General features: G+C 39.2%; 18 protein-coding genes and 2 pseudogenes. 8 read left to right on the top strand and 12 right to left on the bottom strand.

What is annotated here, in order from left to right:
* Positions 1–53: 53 nt before the first annotated feature.
* Complete coding sequence (locus tag E5Y90_RS07590) at positions 54–242, top strand: hypothetical protein (RefSeq protein ID WP_174659876.1); 189 nt, start codon at positions 54–56, stop codon at positions 240–242.
* A gap of 98 nt (positions 243–340) precedes the next feature.
* Here the strand turns inward: E5Y90_RS07590 and E5Y90_RS07585 are convergent, their stop codons facing one another.
* The 5 genes from E5Y90_RS07585 to tusD form a co-directional block, all read right to left on the bottom strand.
* Complete coding sequence (locus E5Y90_RS07585; RefSeq protein ID WP_174659875.1) at positions 341–508, bottom strand: hypothetical protein; 168 nt, start codon at positions 506–508, stop codon at positions 341–343.
* Positions 509–1,571: 1,063 nt separating this feature from the next.
* Complete coding sequence (locus E5Y90_RS07580; protein ID WP_174659874.1) at positions 1,572–1,883, bottom strand: TusE/DsrC/DsvC family sulfur relay protein; 312 nt, start codon at positions 1,881–1,883, stop codon at positions 1,572–1,574.
* A gap of 13 nt (positions 1,884–1,896) precedes the next feature.
* Positions 1,897–2,181, bottom strand: coding sequence for a hypothetical protein (locus E5Y90_RS07575; protein WP_174659873.1), 285 nt, complete (start codon positions 2,179–2,181; stop codon positions 1,897–1,899).
* A 17-nt stretch (positions 2,182–2,198) separates the two neighbouring features.
* Positions 2,199–2,549 (bottom strand): hypothetical protein, encoded by a 351-nt coding sequence (locus E5Y90_RS07570; RefSeq protein WP_174659872.1) that lies wholly within the window; start codon positions 2,547–2,549, stop codon positions 2,199–2,201.
* Positions 2,550–2,593: 44 nt separating this feature from the next.
* Complete coding sequence (gene tusD / locus E5Y90_RS07565) at positions 2,594–2,962, bottom strand: sulfurtransferase complex subunit TusD (protein WP_174659871.1); 369 nt, start codon at positions 2,960–2,962, stop codon at positions 2,594–2,596.
* Between the two features lie 70 nt (positions 2,963–3,032).
* Here tusD and E5Y90_RS07560 point away from each other — a divergent pair, with 70 nt between their 5' ends.
* The 6 genes from E5Y90_RS07560 to E5Y90_RS07535 all read left to right on the top strand — a co-directional run bounded on the left by E5Y90_RS07560 (position 3,033) and on the right by E5Y90_RS07535 (position 8,881).
* The gene (locus tag E5Y90_RS07560) at positions 3,033–4,040 is read left to right on the top strand and encodes an NAD-dependent epimerase/dehydratase family protein (protein WP_174659870.1); all 1,008 of its coding nucleotides are present in this window, start codon (positions 3,033–3,035) and stop codon (positions 4,038–4,040) included.
* A 136-nt stretch (positions 4,041–4,176) separates the two neighbouring features.
* Positions 4,177–5,571: a class II fumarate hydratase gene (gene fumC / locus E5Y90_RS07555; protein ID WP_151203061.1), complete on the top strand. Its 1,395-nt coding sequence runs from the start codon at positions 4,177–4,179 to the stop codon at positions 5,569–5,571.
* 131 nt (positions 5,572–5,702) lie between these two features.
* Positions 5,703–6,194: a hypothetical protein gene (locus E5Y90_RS07550; RefSeq protein ID WP_151203062.1), complete on the top strand. Its 492-nt coding sequence runs from the start codon at positions 5,703–5,705 to the stop codon at positions 6,192–6,194.
* A 785-nt stretch (positions 6,195–6,979) separates the two neighbouring features.
* A complete protein-coding gene (locus tag E5Y90_RS07545; RefSeq protein ID WP_151203063.1) occupies positions 6,980–7,342 on the top strand; it encodes a hypothetical protein in 363 nt (120 codons plus the stop codon).
* Between the two features lie 13 nt (positions 7,343–7,355).
* Positions 7,356–7,724, top strand: a complete 369-nt coding sequence (locus E5Y90_RS07540; RefSeq protein ID WP_174659869.1) for a hypothetical protein — start codon at positions 7,356–7,358, stop codon at positions 7,722–7,724.
* 389 nt (positions 7,725–8,113) lie between these two features.
* Positions 8,114–8,881: an alpha/beta fold hydrolase gene (locus tag E5Y90_RS07535; RefSeq protein ID WP_174659868.1), complete on the top strand. Its 768-nt coding sequence runs from the start codon at positions 8,114–8,116 to the stop codon at positions 8,879–8,881.
* 28 nt (positions 8,882–8,909) lie between these two features.
* Here E5Y90_RS07535 and E5Y90_RS07530 read toward each other — a convergent pair whose 3' ends face one another.
* From E5Y90_RS07530 to tssA, 4 genes and pseudogenes are all read right to left on the bottom strand, one after another.
* Positions 8,910–9,863 (bottom strand): M15 family metallopeptidase, encoded by a 954-nt coding sequence (locus E5Y90_RS07530; RefSeq protein WP_174659867.1) that lies wholly within the window; start codon positions 9,861–9,863, stop codon positions 8,910–8,912.
* A 170-nt stretch (positions 9,864–10,033) separates the two neighbouring features.
* Entirely contained in the window at positions 10,034–10,846 is an 813-nt protein-coding gene (gene icmH / locus E5Y90_RS07525) for a type IVB secretion system protein IcmH/DotU (protein WP_174660579.1), read from the bottom strand.
* Positions 10,847–10,854: 8 nt separating this feature from the next.
* Positions 10,855–12,219 carry a type VI secretion system baseplate subunit TssK gene (gene tssK, locus E5Y90_RS07520; protein ID WP_174659866.1) on the bottom strand — a complete coding sequence of 455 codons (1,365 nt, stop codon included), beginning with the start codon at positions 12,217–12,219 and terminating at the stop codon, positions 10,855–10,857.
* A 64-nt stretch (positions 12,220–12,283) separates the two neighbouring features.
* Positions 12,284–13,345: pseudogene (tssA, locus tag E5Y90_RS07515) on the bottom strand (type VI secretion system protein TssA).
* A gap of 144 nt (positions 13,346–13,489) precedes the next feature.
* On the opposite strand from tssA, the pseudogene E5Y90_RS07510 reads away from it, so the two are divergent.
* Positions 13,490–13,780: pseudogene (locus E5Y90_RS07510) on the top strand (OmpA family protein); the annotation flags it as partial.
* A 155-nt stretch (positions 13,781–13,935) separates the two neighbouring features.
* Here E5Y90_RS07510 and E5Y90_RS07505 read toward each other — a convergent pair.
* From E5Y90_RS07505 to lpdA, 3 genes are all read right to left on the bottom strand, one after another.
* Complete coding sequence (locus E5Y90_RS07505; RefSeq protein WP_174659864.1) at positions 13,936–15,261, bottom strand: ISNCY family transposase; 1,326 nt, start codon at positions 15,259–15,261, stop codon at positions 13,936–13,938.
* A 166-nt stretch (positions 15,262–15,427) separates the two neighbouring features.
* On the bottom strand, positions 15,428–16,762 hold the full coding sequence (locus tag E5Y90_RS07500; RefSeq protein WP_015060273.1) for an ISNCY family transposase: 1,335 nt from the start codon (positions 16,760–16,762) through the stop codon (positions 15,428–15,430).
* A gap of 324 nt (positions 16,763–17,086) precedes the next feature.
* Positions 17,087–18,487, bottom strand: coding sequence for a dihydrolipoyl dehydrogenase (gene lpdA, locus E5Y90_RS07495; protein WP_174659863.1), 1,401 nt, complete (start codon positions 18,485–18,487; stop codon positions 17,087–17,089).
* Positions 18,488–18,496 lie beyond the last annotated feature (9 nt).

Below are 18,496 nucleotides of genomic sequence, written 5' to 3'. Positions count from 1 at the left end.
CAGGTATATTAAGTGTTAATGAATCCACAGTTCGCAACTGGGAGAGTGATCGAGTGGCTATCGGAAAGCCTGCCGAACTTGTTTTGAGAGCACTTTACAAAGAGCAGGCCCATGGAGGTGGTACTCTGATTGAAATGATTGAAAAGCTTAATCGTCAAGAAAAAACTTATGAGTCTGACAACATGAGCTTTTCATACGATAGTAATCGATCTTGGAAGCATAAAGAACTTGAAGTCAGGTAAAACAAAACCACTCTCTAGAGTGGTTTTCTGCAGGGTTTTGGATTTTTCCCTCTTAGTCCAGACTACAGGAAAAGAAGCCCTCATTTGAGGGCTACATTCTATTCATCAGATGATGTTGAGGTCTTTGCTTGCTCTCTGGCATATTCTAAAGCAACTTGCTGTGCTTCAGCGGCAGCGGTGGCTTCTATTGGGGGTTTTGATGCAATAGCAGCTGTTCCGATCAAACCTGATAGGGTGAGTAATAGAACTGTCGAATACTTTTTCATTTGAATTTCCTCTACGTTTCTAAAACTTAAATTCAGTGTAGAGAATGGCTTAAATTACTAATGTAGCAACTCTGTCGGGATATGTAAGACAGTCAAGTCTTGAGTTATAGGGATCTAGATTTGCGTAAGAATGATTTTCGGGTGAAATTTTTTGTAGAGTTGCTTAACGAAATGTTAGTTCTTCCAGTATTAAAAAAGCCCTCTCCTAGATATAGATTAATCGAAAATTATAGAAATGCGTATAACCAGGGTTAACTACGATAAAATCCAAGAAGAGATTAGTAGAATGTAATCTCAAATCACTATTAAAATATATTCTCAATGAATCCGAGTGCTTTACGATAGCTAAAATCGAGACAGTATTGGTTGTCGTGGTTATATTAATAATGATTTGCGCAGTAGAGCAATCATTTGGTTAAGCAAGCTTCCTTCGAAAGGTTTTTCACTAAAAAGTTGTTTAAAAATAATATATTGTTTGCCTTTGTAATTTCATTTGGGTATCTTGTAGCTCTATACAGATGATAAGTGAATAAATGCCAATATATAGCTCTACTACAATCGCTTTAACGTTTTTAATTTTTGGGATGATGATTTTTTCCCACTTGCAAAGAGCTCATATAGCAATACCTATTTTAATCTGACGTATGTATTTTATAACCACCCTGTGCGGTGGTTTTTTAATGCCTAAAATTTATATCCAGACCCCAGCATGAATAAACCAGAAGAAGATTGTAAAACCTACCGCTTTTTCACTGAGCTGTGAAATGAGCTAATCGCTAAAAGGGCTAGACTGACTGAAAAGTGCTCTTAATCTTTAAGGCATACTCAGTGATCTGAGCCCTTATACGTTGAATGCTCTTATGGCTTCTTGGCCAATATATTTTCAAAAGATAAAATAGGACAGTATTCCAACCGTCTTATTTAAATAAGACGGAATTACTTCACACAAGGATTAGCTTAAATCTGCAAATAATGTATTCGTCAGCTTGAAGGCTAAGACAAAAAGCGCGCGATAGCAGGCTTGGTCTTTATTGTTTTATTTAAAAGCAGGGCTGGTAGTCTTTTATAAGCAGTTGGCCGGTTTTGGAACGCCAGCCAGACGGCTTAAATGGCGTGCAACCAGTCCAGTATTAAATTTTTCCTGTAACAGCGCATTGTTAATTTCCGGACTGACTGTTTTCATCAGAAATTTAATCAGAGGACGGGTAGCAGGAGAATGTCCGAACTGCTGATAAAACTGGCGCACTGCCTGTAATACTTCTAGGTGCCAAGGTGTTAATTGAAGTTTTAAGCTGTCAGCCAGTACTTGGGCAACTTGCTCATTCCAGAGGGTATAGTCGACTAGGTGACCATCTTGATCCAGTTCTAAATTCATATCAGGCTCATGATTATTTCATTGAAATACAGCGCTTAAACGCCAGACATAGATCTGCAAATTGTGCATAGTTTAATAAGGTGGCATGCTCTGGCAACGGAGAAACCAATATCTGAGCATCATTTTCAAGTAGATAAACGCGCGGCAACTGCTGTAAGAAGTCGTGTTCTACATACAGTAGCGATTCGCCCATCAAAACCACTGAATCATCTGGAGAATGAACTTGAGCAAGCTGATCCAGTATAGACGCCGTAGCTGCATAATCTGACTGGATTAGGTAAAGGGTGTTTTCTGACATGAGTTTATCCTTATTCCTTACCAATACAAAACATGATCGAAGTTTTGAATAAATTCTGGATTCAGCTCGATAAACTCAATATCTTGCTCACTGTGTTTCACAAAAGGAGAATCCTGATTTTTCTGCTCTACCAGAATCGGTGTTAGATCATAAAATTCAAAACTATCTACCAGATTAGAGGCCAGTTTAAAGGCATGTTTGCGCTGTTCAAATTGTTGGTCGGCATGCAGCAAACTTAAAGCTGCTCCTTGTAGCAGTATCTTAACTTCTGAACCAAAGGTGGCCAGTACCATGGTTGCAGACAGGCTTTCATGCACCTGCAAGCTGTTTAAGTTGGCTTGAGTTAATATAACAAGTACAGATTTCACACAAGATTCCTTTTAAAAGCAACACATCCTGAAAAATGAAGCATCTAGAATTGAATAAGACGTTGTGAGGACTGAACCGCATCGGCAAGCTCACCTAAACCGACCAATTCAAAACTATCTGCAAGATTATGTTGTTGAATATTGTGACGTTGAGCATTGTCCTGATCTGTAATTCCACGTGCCAAGGCGGCACTGACACATACAGGCAAGCGGATTTTCAGATCTTGCCAGGCGCGTGAAAGGTTGCGCTGGTCATCTGGTACCCATTGCAATGCATTCGCGACCGAGACACCGTCCTGATAAAAGAATACGCGAAATTTTTCGTGTTTTTGCTGTAATGCCTGAGCAAGCCCCAAAGCATGCCAGGCATAAATAGACGTCGGTGCGGAGGTAACAAGAATTAAAGTGCTCATCGAAATTCACTACAGGCTTGATCAACATCAACGAATTGATCTTGGCTACATCAGAAAGTAGGTAGTATAAATGATTTTAGTGACGGGTGGTTTAGGCTTTTTAGGCTCACACATTGCATTAAGTCTGCTTGCACAAGGTGTAGAGGTGATTGTGGTTGATAATCTGGCCAATGCCAGTTTGCAGACTTTGGAGCGTCTTGAATATATTTCTGGTCGATATGTGCCTTTTGTTAAAATTGATATTCGTAATACCCCTACCTTAAATAAAGTATTTGAACTGCATTCCATACAGGCTGTGATTCATACTGCAAGTTTTAAATCAATGGAAGAATCAGTCTTAAAGCCTCTTGATTATTATAATGATAATGTCAGCTGTATTATGAGTCTGATGCGGGCAATGCAGCGTACCGGTGTACGGCATCTGGTGCATTTGTCCAGTTTAGCCGTTTATGGCCATTCAGCACCCGATCTGCATGAAGATCAGCCTTTTAATTATACTTATCCCAATCCTTATATTAAATCTCAACAGATGGTAGAGGAAATTATTCGGGATACTGCCAAAACCGATAATGAATGGCGAATTGCGATCTTGCGACTTTCCAATATTGCTGGTGCCTTTGAAGGCGGGATTTTAGGTGAATGGATTCCACCTTTACCGAAAAATATTGTACCTCTGGCGATGCAGGTAGGAGCACATCAGCGAGAATATCTGGAATTACGCCGTCAGGCCATGACAGCAGACCAGACCGTAGAGCGAAGTTTTCTGCATGTAATGGATGGGTGTGATGCGGTTATTAAATCTTTGCAATGGTTGTCACAGCAGCAAGAGTTATGTTGTGAGGCTTTTAATATTGCAGGTGAACTGGTCTCAATTAAAAACTTGCTGGATCAGGTTGCAGAGGTGACTCAATCCACCATTCCTACAATAGATGCTTTGCCATATCCTCATGCCGAGCTGGATCAACTTGGTGCAGATACCACCAAAGCTCAGCAATTATTGCACTGGCAGCCTCGGCATAGCTTAAGCAAAATGCTGGAGGATGAATGGTTATTTTATCAAAACACCTTAAGAGGATAGTACTTGATAATAATTATCATTTACTTGAGTGCTTAAGCTGATTAAAATAACCATAAATATCTTTAAATATCTTTAAATATCTTTATTTTAGATAAGAAAACTACTGGCAATATGCAAAATAAAGTTGAGATTAAATATGGAAACACGTATTGAACATGACACGATGGGAGAGGTCGCTGTCCCAAGTGAAGCCCTATGGGGAGCACAAACTCAACGTAGCTTGCAAAACTTTAAGATTGGTCAGGAGCATTTACCTCGTGCCATGATTCGTGCCATGGGGCTGGTCAAGAAAGCTGCCGCCATAACCAATGCAGAGTTAAAGCAGATTCCTCAGGAGCTATCGACTTATATAGTAGGAGCGGCGGATGAAGTCATTAGCGGACAATGGGATAGCCAGTTTCCATTGGTTGTATGGCAAACCGGTTCTGGCACACAAAGCAATATGAACTGTAATGAAGTCATTGCCAATATTGCCAATCATAAGCTGGGTAATCCTTTAGGTGCACAAAAACCTGTGCATCCGAATGACCATGTGAATCGTGCGCAATCAACCAATGACTCTTTCCCGACCGCAATTCATGTGGCTGCAAGCTTACAGATTAATGAGCTGTTGATTCCGGCAGTCAGTCGTTTACGTGATACTTTGCATGCGAAATCTCAGGAATTTTCCGATATTGTGAAAATTGGCCGTACCCATCTTCAGGATGCGACGCCTTTAACACTGGGCCAGGAGTTTAGTGGCTATGTATCGCAACTGGATCATGCAATTTTACGCTTAGAACAAGCACTACTCGGACTATATGAATTGCCATTGGGTGGTACCGCCGTAGGTACGGGACTCAATGCTCATCCAGATTATGCAGTTCAAGCGGCAAAGACTTTAGCTCAATTAACAGATCTGCCTTTTGTCACGGCACCGAATAAGTTTGAAGCCTTGGCGGGCCGCGATGCAGCAGTATTTGCTTCAGGTGCTTTAAAAACGCTTGCAGTCAGTCTGAATAAAATCGCTAACGACATTCGTTGGTTGGCCAGTGGGCCGCGTTGTGGTTTAGGTGAATTGCGTATTCCGGAAAATGAACCGGGTTCAAGCATTATGCCGGGTAAAGTTAATCCAACTCAAAGTGAAGCCATGACCATGGTGGTTGCTCAGGTTTTAGGGAATGATACGACCATCAATATTGCCGGTGCTTCGGGTAATTTTGAATTAAACGTATTTATGCCGGTAATTGCCTATAACTTATTACAGTCTATTCAACTTCTGGGAGATGCATGTAATAGTTTTAATGACCATTGCGCCGTAGGCATCGAGCCGAATCATGAGAGAATTGATCATTTCCTGCATGATTCGTTGATGTTAGTGACCGCATTAAACCCGGTGATTGGTTATGAAAATGCAGCCAAGGTAGCCAAGACAGCTTATAAAGAAGGAAAAACATTAAAACAGGTGGCAGTAGAGTTAGGTTTAGTGACGGAAGAACAGTTTGATGAAGTAGTTCGTCCTGAAAATATGGTTTCTCCAAATATAAAATAATAAGTTGTTGAGGCAGCTTATTTTCATACTCTTTGTTATTGTTTTAACGTGGATGGCTCAGCAGTAGTTTTTATCTCGTCCAGACTTGCGTACAATAGCAGTAGATGAGATTAACTACTGATGATTGTTTTATGCTAGATATTTATTTAACAGATGTTCAAAAAAAGGTGCAATTCAAAGATTATCCAGGTGAGCATCCTGTTAAATTTATTTTGAATTTTAAGAAGATTTTTCCAAGTGTAATGGAACTTATTTTACCTGTACTGCCAGAAAATGAAAACCTTGAAGAAATGTCTTGGGAATCTACCAGTAAAGATTTTGAAACTTTCCAGATGTTTTTAACCGGGTGGGGTATTATTGAATTACGTTTGAACGCCATTACACAGTTTAAAGATAGAGCATTTGCTGATCAGTTAGTGAAAGAGGCCCAGCAGAAGCGTAGAGAATATGAGAAGAAACATCTGAAGCTGAGTAGCGTTGAGCTGGATTATCTGTTTATGCATGATGTGCATGCTTTGATTGATGCGGAACTGGTAGAGCTGGGCGAGAAGTTTTACTTGCCAACCTTACGCGAGCTTTGGAAAAATAAAGTCTCTACTCAGGTTCTAACTGCCAAGTTTTAAGTGAATTTTTAGTTGATTAATAAAAATCATCCTCCATAAGTGAGGGTGATTTTTATGCACTTTTAAAAAATGATAAACCACATTCTGTCCTATTAATAAATAGCCTAAGCAAATTTTAAACATCCAATCTAAAAATAATTTCTACTCTATTATGAAAGCTCGTTTCTTGTTTTAAGTCAGAAGGAAAACCAGAAAAAAGAAGAAGATTTCATTTCTTCGCCATAAGAAAATATTCCTCATTAAAATAAGACAAAATTCATTAGTTTTTCTTTAGTAATAAAAGTGGGAGTTCCAGTTTTCCCGAGGATATATCAACGATATTACAAAACCTCTAAGAAGCTGTTTAGATTTTCTTATAATTTTCTATATGTTTTAGTGTGATTAACAAGATACAGACCTGTTTTTGAATGGTTAACTGACACAAATGCAATCATGTAAATCTATTAACTCGGTATGCTTAATCATTTTGCGCCATTATTGTGTGTAACAATAAGTAGAATATGGTAAATTCAGAGGATTTAGAGTTTATTAAAAAGTAATCCCAGAGCTTGAATCTAAAAAAACTCAATCAACTGTATCGCCGTTGATATCTGCTGTGTAGAGCATGTGGTTTATATAAAACTATTTAGAGATGAAGAAAGCTTAATTTCTATAAGCTTTAAGCGCTCGTCTGCACTTGAATATTTTTAAAGCCAGAAAATTTCATATTTCAATAGATAAAATACACATCCGAATCCTGAAAGTTAAGCTAAACTAAGACGTTAATTTAAGTGAATGGATTAAGTATGTCGAAAAATACACAAAAGTTATCGCCGTTACAGGAACTGATTGCAGAACAGAAATTATTGTGTGAAGAGGTTGGTTCTGCCTATGTAGAGGTCAGTGGTGATGATGTGGTCGCGGTGGCTGTCCATACCTTAAAACAGGATCCCATTGTTGGCATCCGTAAAAAACCTGAAACCGCAGAAAATATTAGCTGGTATATTTATGGCGGTGAATTGGCCTCCAATGAAGATGCCTTTGAAACCATGACTGTACGTGAAGTGCAGGATATAGCTCCCGAGGTTTTACCGTATTTAGCTTTGGAGCAGGGCTTCCGTTTTATGATTGATGCAGATGATTACGAAGATGTCTGGAAAGAAGAATAAAAGAAGATTTTAAATGACTAAAACCTCATCTTTATTATGTGTAATTCTCAGTTTGATTCAGTGCAATCAGACTGCTTTTGCAGAGAAACTGACCCAGCCTGCTTATGATCAGTTTATTGCGGAACAAACCAGAATTGTAAATGAAACCAAAGCTATTTTAGATCAACCCAATCAGGAAGGAGACGTACAAAAGCAGCGTTGGGCTTTCTGTCAGCGTTTAATTGCCTATGAGGAGATTCATAAAGTATCTGAAGAAAATCATGAGCTAAATATGGCACCTATTATGGTAATGGTTGCCAAAAAATTTCTGGATCGTCAAGTCCAGAGTATGCATAACTCAGGAATGACCGCAGCTGTCTTTTGTAAGAGTAGGGGAGCCTAACAAATAAAACTTCTCTTTCTTAGCAACTTTATCGAATAAATATTCAATTATTTTATTTATTATTCAGAATAAAATTTTAAACAAGAAAAAAGTAGAGAGGGGTTCTTTGCTTTAGACCGTACCCATTAAATAGCCTAAGCGAATTCAAAATTATTTATAATAAAAAAATAATAGTGTTAAACAATCTTATTAAAACAAAGTATAGATTCAACTTATCGCCATTTTTATCAAGTCATTGCCAATTCAATTATCTATAAAAAATTTCGCCAAGTTTAAAAGTATTACAAAATAGCCTAAGCAAAAAAAATAATTTAAAAATTTAGCAATTGATTATCTTTCAATATCATACGAATATAAACAACTGAAATAAGTAATCACGGAATTCCCAAATGCTCTTAAATTATCAAATAAAAACACATGAAAGTGCTGACTTAACGCCTATGGTATTTATTCACGGCTTATTTGGGAGTTTGAGTAATTTAGGCATGCTAGCTCGACATTTTTCTAAACAGAGAACTGTCATTCAACTGGATGTCCGTAATCATGGTTTATCTGATCACTCCTCAGAGATGAACTATGCATTTATGGCCACCGATATTTTAGAAACGCTATCTGGTTTAAAAATTGAGAAGTGTATTATAGTCGGGCATTCAATGGGTGGAAAAATTGCCATGAAGTTGGCAGATCTCGCTCCAGATCAAGTAGAAAAAATGATTGTTCTTGATATTACACCCATCCAGTATCATGAAAATCACCATGCTGAAATCTTTAAAGCTTTATTTAAAGTTCAACAGCTACAGCCGAATTCCCGTAATGAAGCCGCTCAAATGATGCGTGATTATATTCAGGAAGAGATGGTGATTCAGTTTCTTTTAAAGTCATTTAATAAAGGGCAGTGGTTATTCAACGTTCCGGCGCTTTTTGATTCTTATGAGGAAATTATTGCTTGGGAAAAAATAGAAAAAAATGAAATACCTGTACTTTTTTTAAGAGGTGCGAATTCATCTTATATTTCAAGACCGGAACATTTTGACGCGATTCACGAGCAGTTTGGTCAAGCAAAAATTGAAGTTATTGAAAATGCAGGGCATTGGTTACATGGTGAAAAGACGGCTGATGTATTAACGCACATGCAAAGCTTTATTGATGAAAAATAACAGCAATGAGCAGAAATCTGCTCATTTTTTATGGTAAAGGCAATGCAGCATTGACTTGTAAGTTACCCTCATTGGTGAGTTGATGAGCCATCTCAGCCGTTTTCTTTAAACCTGGCATGCGATATTCAGTATGTCCATAATCTTGAATAGATTTCCAGCGGCCACCCCACGTTAGTCCGACTGACTCCGCAATTTGGCCATAGAGTTGATAGCCTTGCATAGCCCAAGGGTCACGCTCACTAATGATCAATTTCCCATTACGTTTAAAAGCAATATCTGCGGCTAAACCAAACTGGTGATAACTTTGAAAACCTCTGGCACGCGTGATATTGCTGTTGGTGGCCAAAGAATTCTGCCGTTCAGGACTCCGGTAGCCTTCAAGCAGAACCAGTTCATAACCATGCTGTTCCTGCATCAGTTTAAATACCATTAATAAACGTTGTTTAAAACGAGGATTCATTTTGTGCCATTTGCGATCAGCCTGGTTTAAATTTTGATGATAGCTTAAGTGTACATCCTGAATATTTGGATTAAAACTTTGGGCAGAGATTACAGGTTGATGCGTATCATCATCTTCCTGCAAAGCTTGTAGGATTAGCCCTTCATCTACTTCTTCTGGTGGTGTCAAAATCTGACCTTCTAAAAGTGCATATATTTGTGGATCAACCTTCTTTAAATAGCGAGCTTCCGACACACTGGCTGTAACAGGCCGGGTCAATGAAAAAATTAAAATACTCATAAACAGTACACAACCGGCAATTAAAATCCACCATTGTTGTAAATGCCAATGGGATTGCAGATATTCCGGAGAGCCTGCCAATTTAAATTGATGGATAAATTTTCTCATGGCAATGAGCTGCTTTTTACTTTGTTGTACACATGCTAGTAAAAAGTTTTGTATTTGAAGTCTCAATTCATAAAACTGCATCAGAATCAAAATAAAACTTAGTAAAATAAAGCTGCTAAGAATGATGAGAATCATTGTTCAGCAACCTGATTCAGGCAGATTAATATCAAATTTAGCTTTATGATATTTATCGAATAAGTGGTTTTTTTCTACTTGGAGACGGCGTGTTTTTTTAGTTAAGCCATACATGTTTTTTATCATTTTTCATTTTAAAGTATTGTTTATATTGTCTTTTGAGATTCTAGCTAAGGTAAATGAATCGTGATATAAGCCTGTTCGGTTGGAACACTAATCATATTTTGGTATTGAGTTAAAACCTTTGTCCCTTCACTGGACAGTATATATTTTAGTCCGGCAAAGCTCAGGACTGTAAACAAAAGCAGAAAAACTAAAACCCATACAAAAGGTAATTCACGATGAATAATATGTCTAATCTTGTCGGGTAATGCCGCAAAAGGAGAAAATGGAGTTTTCTTACCTTTTAGATAATCAATCTGTTCTCCGACCTGAGTGATGAACTGGTTTAAAGTATGAATGGACTCAAGCCGGTATTTACCATGAAAACCTAATAGTAGGCAGTAGTGATAAACTTCAAGAGCAGCTAGGCGTTCTTTGTCTTTCTGACGGATTTCTTCTAAGTGTTCAAAGAAACGGTAACCTGCCAGTTGGGAACCAAATAGACTTAATTGCAGGGGATCCAGCATCCAGAAATTTTGCAAGTCAAAAAAATGCGTATCCTGTTGGGTGACAATAGTTTCATCCAATAAGGCACAGTAGGCATACTTGGCATCTTGAATATCTTCTGAAGAAAATTGCAATTTTCGTGCTTGATGCTCAAAGTAATTCAGCATTTCTAGAATCTTTTCACGGAAAGAGGCTGGATGAGCAGGAATATAATGATTTTTCAGTAAAAAGACGATATAAAAACCATCATATAACAAATCGATCAAGTTGGTTGTCGTATTATTTTTTAGAGCTGTCGATTGGTTAAAAAGCTGTCCAGAACCGATCTGTCCATCATCAAATAGAGAAGGTCCAGGACTGGTAGTTGTATTCATCATGGTCCTTATCCTTTCATGACCGCAATTAATTCAATACTGATATCCTGAAATCCGTTCGGGATATAAATACATACTGACTCTGAATCAAGCATATGCTGATATAGCTCATTATTTGCTTCAATTTCAAAATAGCTAACACCAGAACGTACTGGAATTGCAGTAGGTACTTGAATTAAATGCTGGATCGGAATTGCAGGCAGGGCAGCAATCACGCGCTGTTCAACATCCACCGTATTTCCGACTTTAAAACGGATAGGGACATAAGCAATCAAATCTTGTGTAGGCATGACGCTACTTGAAATCGCCAGATAAAGGCGGGTATCTCGAGTAATCTTATCGGTTTCCAAACTTCCTACCCAGTAGGATGGGCGGGTCTCTTTCAATGGAATAGCGATATAACGGTTGGAAATAATCGTATCTAGAAGATCTCTCAGAATAGTATCCAGCTGGCTAAAACTGTTAGATAAGTGGTAGTGCTGATATTTAGGTAACTGATCAACCTCATAGGCTGTAGAAAAAGTCAGTAAAGAGCCAGTTAATCTGAGCAACTCACTATATAAACGTTCAGGATGAATGATAGGATATTGTAAAATATGATTTAAGCTGGCATGTGCTGTATTTAAAGCATTGACCAGCCAAAAAGATACAATATCACCAGAGCGGAATTCAATCAGCTTTTGTTCGTTTTCACGATTATTGCTCTGGATAGTTTTGATCTTTGCTCGAATAATATTGAGTGTTCGCTGCAAGCTAAGCAAAAGACTATGATTAGCCTGAATATGTAAAATTGGCGGAATGAATTTATGATCAAAAATAAAATTGCCTGAACTTTGTCTTTTAATCCGTCCCACAGGAAGATAAAGATAGCCATCTATCTGATGTTGAGGTTCTTGACTGATTTCAAAAACTTTTAATTCAGCACGACGACGCAACAGGGTAATCTCAGCAGTAGTTGCATCAGTAAACAGGTCGTGGGTTGCACTGAGATGTGAGTGATAGCGGCTAGACTGGGCTTGGTCACTATAACTAACATTCTGTTTATTTGGTTGTACCATTGGTAGAGCCAGGTAAATTTGCATTTCTCCCTGTAAGTTTAGAATATCGAGTTGTACCGGTTCAGGTAATAAATCCTGTGCAGGAGCCTGATAGATTTCTCCATCTTGCCAGATCATTTCCACTTTATTTAAAGTCAGAACTTGCATTCCGAGCTGAGTTTCATCAAATTCAATCGACTGAATCCCATGAGCAAAAGGAGAGATCGCACGAATGGTATGATTCAGGCGTTGCTCATGATAAGCATCCTGTAACTGAAAATGTTGAGGCCTTAAAAACAGTCCCTCACCCCAAAGTATTTTTTCTGCTTTAAACATTCAGTTTTTACCACTCATTATTTGATTCATTTTTGTCAGAAACACCTAATAATTCATATAGATGTTATAAAGGATTTTCATTTTTAATTACTTGGCTCAGCCACTCATGTAAAGGCATATGACTCCATTTAATGATTTTTTGAAGCATATAACTGACGGGGCTGTGCGGCTCATTCATCTGAAAATAATCAGCAATGTCCTGTAAGGCCTTTAGGGCTTGTTCCCGATTGAAAATATGGCTCTGATTATTAAATTGCACAGAAGACTGAAACGATGGGACACTCTGCTTTGCAAGAAGCTCGGCATTTGTTTGAGTATTTAAATTGCTTTCTAAAGAGGGTGCTGCAACTCGAGATAAAGATGCAGAAGAGGACTCTTGTTTATAAATACGCTGAATAATAGACAGAATAGATTCGATTTGGGCATCTGTGGCAGAAAAACTTGGCCCCTCTAGGCCAAGTAGACCATCCAAGACAGTCTTGAAACATTGCCATTGATTCTCAATATCCAGCAAATACTGATAGTTTTGCTGCTGTAGCATGTTAGGTGTATTGAAGAGGAGTTGTTTAAATTGTTCCTGATATTGATCAGTTTTCTCTAGCTCTTCACTTTCTTCAATCTGTTGTTTACGTTTTATATTCTGCTGATGTAGAAGGTGCTCATAATCTTTCAGGCTGTAATAAGGCGCCTGATTAACAAGCGGAACCTCTTTGATCAAGCTTGGCAGTTGAGCAATAAACCCTTCTAATAATCCTAAACGTTGGTCCAGATCACCATCTTCAATTTCAGGATGCAAGTGTAACCAGTATTGCATCAGACTACGTTGGCAAAGTTCTAATCCTCGCGCAATTCCTTCAAAACCATATAGATGGCTCCAAGATTCAATCAGCCAGGTATATAAGCGCAGGTCTTTGGTTCTTTCAGACAGTAATTAGATAGTCTTTGTTTCTACAAAATTCCAGTCTGCCTGTTTGGGTTCAGCCTCCCAGTCACCTTGATCCAGTAAGGGATCATCCTGTGTTCTTGCATTTTTAATACTTGAAAATTCATTTGAAAATGAGCAGTCCATCCCACAAGGTTGTTCTGTAGAAATTTTTTGCAATAAATATTCAAATTCCAGCGTCATTGTTATTCCTAATGAAGTGTATTTTTATCCCAGCAGCTTAAGCTGCATTGTTTTTACTTTTCTTATTAGATCTTTTTGAGGGAGCAGGTGATGAGTCTGTATCCAGATGATAATGAAAATTACCATTTTGAATATCAATATGAATCAGTTTTGGCAGCTAGTACACAAATTTTAGATGAAATGGTAGTTGCATTAAATAAAGCGGGAGCTAAGAAAGTTCGGATTATTGGGCATACCGACAGCTTAGGAGATGTCAATAAAAACATTATCCTCAGCCAGCAACGCGCTGAGACTGTCAAAAAATATCTTATTGCTAAAAATATTCCTGAACATTCATTAAGCACTGAAGGTTTGGGAGCGAGTAAACCTGTTGCTGATAATGCAACGCCTGAAGGTCGTAAGAAAAACCGTAGAATTGAGTTTGAAGTTTTATGAAAATATCAGTACTCGTCTAAAATTAAAGAAGGCCTAACTAAGTTTAAAAAATCGGTGACGTATAAAGTATAAGCGGCACAGGTAAATTGGCTGACCAGTAAATTATTTATAAACAAATATTTGATTTATTTATGTTATTCCCAAGTAGAAATGTCCTATACAGACATTTCCAAGTCAAGCACAGGATTCAGATTTCGTTGTTGAATTGCTGTTTTCTGTGCACGTCTTCTTGGCATAGATTGAGAACGATTGCGTTTGTATTGCTGTTCCAATTCTTCATGCTGTTGTTGAATATGATTGAGAACAGCACCTAAACGTTTATTCTCAACAATCTCTCGCTGGTTAAGCTGACTTAATTTATCGAAGATGCTGTAATTGATTTTTCTTCCCTGATATTCAATCGCGACTGTACCATCCGGGTATTCTAGGAACTCAAGATACTTACCAATCAATCTTTGGTTTTCTTCCGTGTTTTCCAAGAGATATACGCATTTATCATAAGTAATCGTCAGGCTATTCGTGACTCTGCGGGGTTCACGCCAAGTAAAAACATCATCTAACTCCTCAGCAGTTTCAGTAACAGTCCGGTGTAAATCCTTGGGATTAAAAGCCATCTTGGCGAACTTCTGATTGAACTGCTCAATGAAGCAGGGTAGCCAGGCATTCGCTTGCTCAATCGAACAGATGCCTTCCAGGCGCATTTCTTTGATCAGACGGTCCTGAAGCGTTCTATTGGCCCGTTCTACACGGCCTTTGGCCTGTGGTGAATTAGCGAAGATAATATCGATATTCAGGGTGCTGAGTACGCGCCCAAACTGGGTAATCTTGGTGTCTTTCTTACTGCTTTGATTCACCCTGAAGACTGAATGTTTATCGCTGTAAAATGCCAACGGCTTACCATGCTGCTCAATATACAAACGTGTTGAAATCATATAGTCAAAGGCTGATTCTGATTCACAGAAGCGTAAATGCTGCAATTTTCCTGTGGCATCATTGATAAACACCAGCAGACAGCATTTAGGGGCTCGACCTTCAAACCAGTCATGGTGTGAGCCATCAATTTGAATCAGTTCACCATAACAGTCCCGGTTATAACGAGGCTGATACGGGCGTTTCAGACGCTTGGATCGAGGAATCCATAAATCGGCTGCAATCATCCAAGAACGTAGTGTTTCCACCGAAATGTCGAATCCATGAATGGTAGTGAGCTTTTCATGCGCTAAAGTGGGTCCGAAACCATGCAGTTGATCCGAAACAATATTGAGGCACTTGAGTCTGAGTTCTTCAGGAAGCCTGGAGTTGCTGATTTGACCACGACCGGCATGGGCTAATGCAACTGGGCCTTGAGCTTTGTATTTCTGCAGTAAGCGTCTGATCTGACGCTCTGAAATATGAAGTAACTGAGCAGCTTGGGACTGGGTTATGCGTTGATCACAGATTTCCTGCAAGACCGACAATCGTTTAAGTTCTTTATCCGACATAGACACCAACATATCAAACCGTCCGCTAAGGAAATTGCAAAAATGCATATTCTAAAAGCGGACATTTTTACTTTGGAGAAACCGGACATTTCTATTTTGGGCTTACAATTTATGTTATTCACCAATTAAAATGTCTATGCGATAAACCATTTAAAATGTCCTGTTTTTAACTGCAAGAGTCAAGCACAGGATTTAAATTTCTTTGTTCAATAACAGCTTTCTGAGCTTTACGACTCGGCATACTTTTCTTGAGACGGGAACGTTTATTTTGTTTTTCCAACTCTTCATGCTGTTGCTGGATATGCGCCAGAACCGAGCCTAATCTTTTATTCTCAACCACTTCATTCTGCTGTAGTCCAGCCAGTTTATTGAAGACACTATAGTTGATCTTCCGTCCTTCATGCATGATCGCCACAGTGCCATCCGGGTACTCCAGAAATGAAATGTATTGCCCAACAAGCTTATGATTCAGCTCTGTCGGTTCAAGCAGATAAATACACTTGTCATAGGTGATGGTGAGGTTCTTCGTGACCTTACGCGGTTCCTGCCAGGTGAATATATCCTCCAGCTCAGCATCAGACTCTGTTAGCGGACGATGTAAGTTCTTTGAATTTCGCGCACACTTGGCGAACTTCTGGTTGAAATGCTCAATAAAGCAGGGTAACCAGGCATTGGCTTCGGCAATTGAACTGATGCCTTCCAGACGCATCTCCTTGATCAAACGGTCTTGAAGGGTTCTATTCGCGCGTTCTACGCGACCTTTAGCCTGTGGGGAGTTGGCAAAGATAATATCAATGTTTAACTCATTCAGAATCCGGCCAAATTGCGTGATCTTGCTGTCCTGGCTCGATTTCTGGTTCACTCGGAAGACCGAATGTTTATCGCTATAAAAGGCCAGAGGCTTACCGTATTGTTCAATGTAGGCTCGGGTTGAAAGCATATAGTCGAAGGTCGTTTCTGCCTCACAGAAGCGCAGATGCAACAGCTTTCCAGTGGCATCATCGATATACACCAATAAACAGCACTTAGCAGCGCGTCCTTCGAACCAGTCATGATATGAGCCATCAATCTGGATCAGCTCACCGAAGCAATCACGGTTATAACGTGGCTGATATGGACGTTTAAGGCGCTTGGATCGCGGAATCCAGAGGTCATTTGCAGTCATCCAGCGCCGAAGCGTTTCTACCGGGATATTCAGGTCAAATATGCTGCTGAGCTTCTCATGGGCCAAGGTAGGTCCAAATCCCAGCAGATGTTCGGAAATAATGGAAAGACATTTTGATTTTAATAAATCATCATGGCGACGATGGCCAGGTTGACCACGGCTGGCATGCGCCATACCTGAAACACCATCTTGATTGAGCTTCTGTAATAACCGGGTAATTTGACGGGTTGAAAGATTAAGGATTTCAGCGGCACGGACTTGTGTAATACGATGATCTCGAACGTCTTGCAGAACAGCAAGACGTTGAATTTCTTTGTCAGACATAGTGATCAGCATCTATATTTCATATCCAGTCCATGATGTTTAAACCATCATAAACCAGACATTTTTATTGGTGAGAATATAGACACTTTAAATGGGTTCTAACAAAGCGTTTCGTATAATCTATATTATGTTAAATTGGGTGTCTAAGACTGTGGCCTACGCAACTATCTATAAAAGTTAATTTTGAAATTTTCAGCAGAAATTAAAGCTAAAAATGAAGTCGCCAAAAAGTAAAGCGAACTATGAAATAAAACCCTCCTTGGAGAGTTTTTATAGTTCGCTTTATAGGAATTAACTAATAATTCTAGGTTCACCTCCTAAGAATCTTGCGACTCCTTAAATATGGATTGCACGTTGCATCGCCGATAATACCGACTCATGCATCGCCTCAGACAAAGTCGGATGAGGGAAAATGACCTGTGCTAAGCTTTCATCTGTAGCTTCTAGGTATTTTGCGATGGCAAAACCTTGAATATGTTCGGTGACTTCATGTCCGACCATGTGAGCACCTAATAACTCACCCGTTTCCTGACTAAAAATGGTTTTAACAAATCCTGCACTATCGCCTAAAGCCAATGCCTTACCATTGGCTTGCAAAGGAAACTTACCAACATTGATACTCAAGCCTGCAGCTTTCGCTTTCTGTTCTGTTAAACCAATACTGGCCACTTGAGGATGGGTAAAGATACAGCCTGGAATTTGTGTACGATCTAAAGCATGTACATGACTTAGGCCTGCAATTTTCTCTACACAAAGAATGGCTTCATGACTGGCTTTGTGTGCCAAACACGGTGCACCAGCGACATCGCCAATTGCATAAACGCCCACAACATTGGTTTTACACCATGAGTCGACTTTAATAAAGCCATTCTCAAATTCAATCCCCAAAGCTTCTAGGCCAAGATTTTCAGCATTCGGTTTTACTCCAGTAGCCGAAAGTACCTTTTCAACGCTAATGATTTGCACACCTGTGGCAGTTTCAATATGGCAATGTACTTGAGCATGATCTGTTTCTATTTTCTTTACAGTCGCTTCGGTTAAAACCTGTATCCCCTGCTGTTCAAATTGCTTTTGTACATACTTCGCAACTTCAATATCTTCGCTAGGTAGAATCTGTTTTGCAATATCAACCAAGGTGACTTGGCAGCCTAAGTCTTGGTATAGGCTTGCGAACTCACTGCCTATAGCACCCGAACCAATGACCAGTAAAGACTTTGGTAATTGTTCTGGAACTAAAGCTTCTTTATAACTCCAGATTTGATCACCATCTACAGGAATATGAGGCAGATTAGCTGCACGTGCACCTGTTGCTACAATAATATGTGGTGCAGAAATCTGCTGTTTCTGACCATTTACATCTGTAAGTAGTAATTGTTCTTTGGCAATAAACTGGGCTGTCGCATTGAAAACAGTAATTTGATTCTTTTTCAATAATTGACCAATACCTTGTACCAGTTGTTCAGAAACCTGTCTGCTATGATGGACCAATTTTTGAATGTCAAAATCAACAGCGTTAAGAGTAAAGCCGAAATGCTCTGCGGATTTAAACTGCTGGGCAAGCGCAGCCCCGCTTAATAATGCCTTGGTTGGAATGCATCCCCAGTTAAGACACACCCCTCCTAAATGTTGTTTTTCAACGACTGCAGTTTTCAATCCCAGTTGTGCTGCACGAATCGCAGCGACATACCCTCCAGGACCAGCACCAATAACCACAAGATCAAACTGTGTATCTGACATGCCTTTTCC

Origin of the sequence: Acinetobacter sp. 10FS3-1 (assembly GCF_013343215.1) — a bacterium.
GTDB lineage: Bacteria > Pseudomonadota > Gammaproteobacteria > Pseudomonadales > Moraxellaceae > Acinetobacter > Acinetobacter lwoffii_C.
Note: the sequence above shows the minus strand (reverse complement) of the source record. Positions and strands in the feature narration are given on the sequence as shown.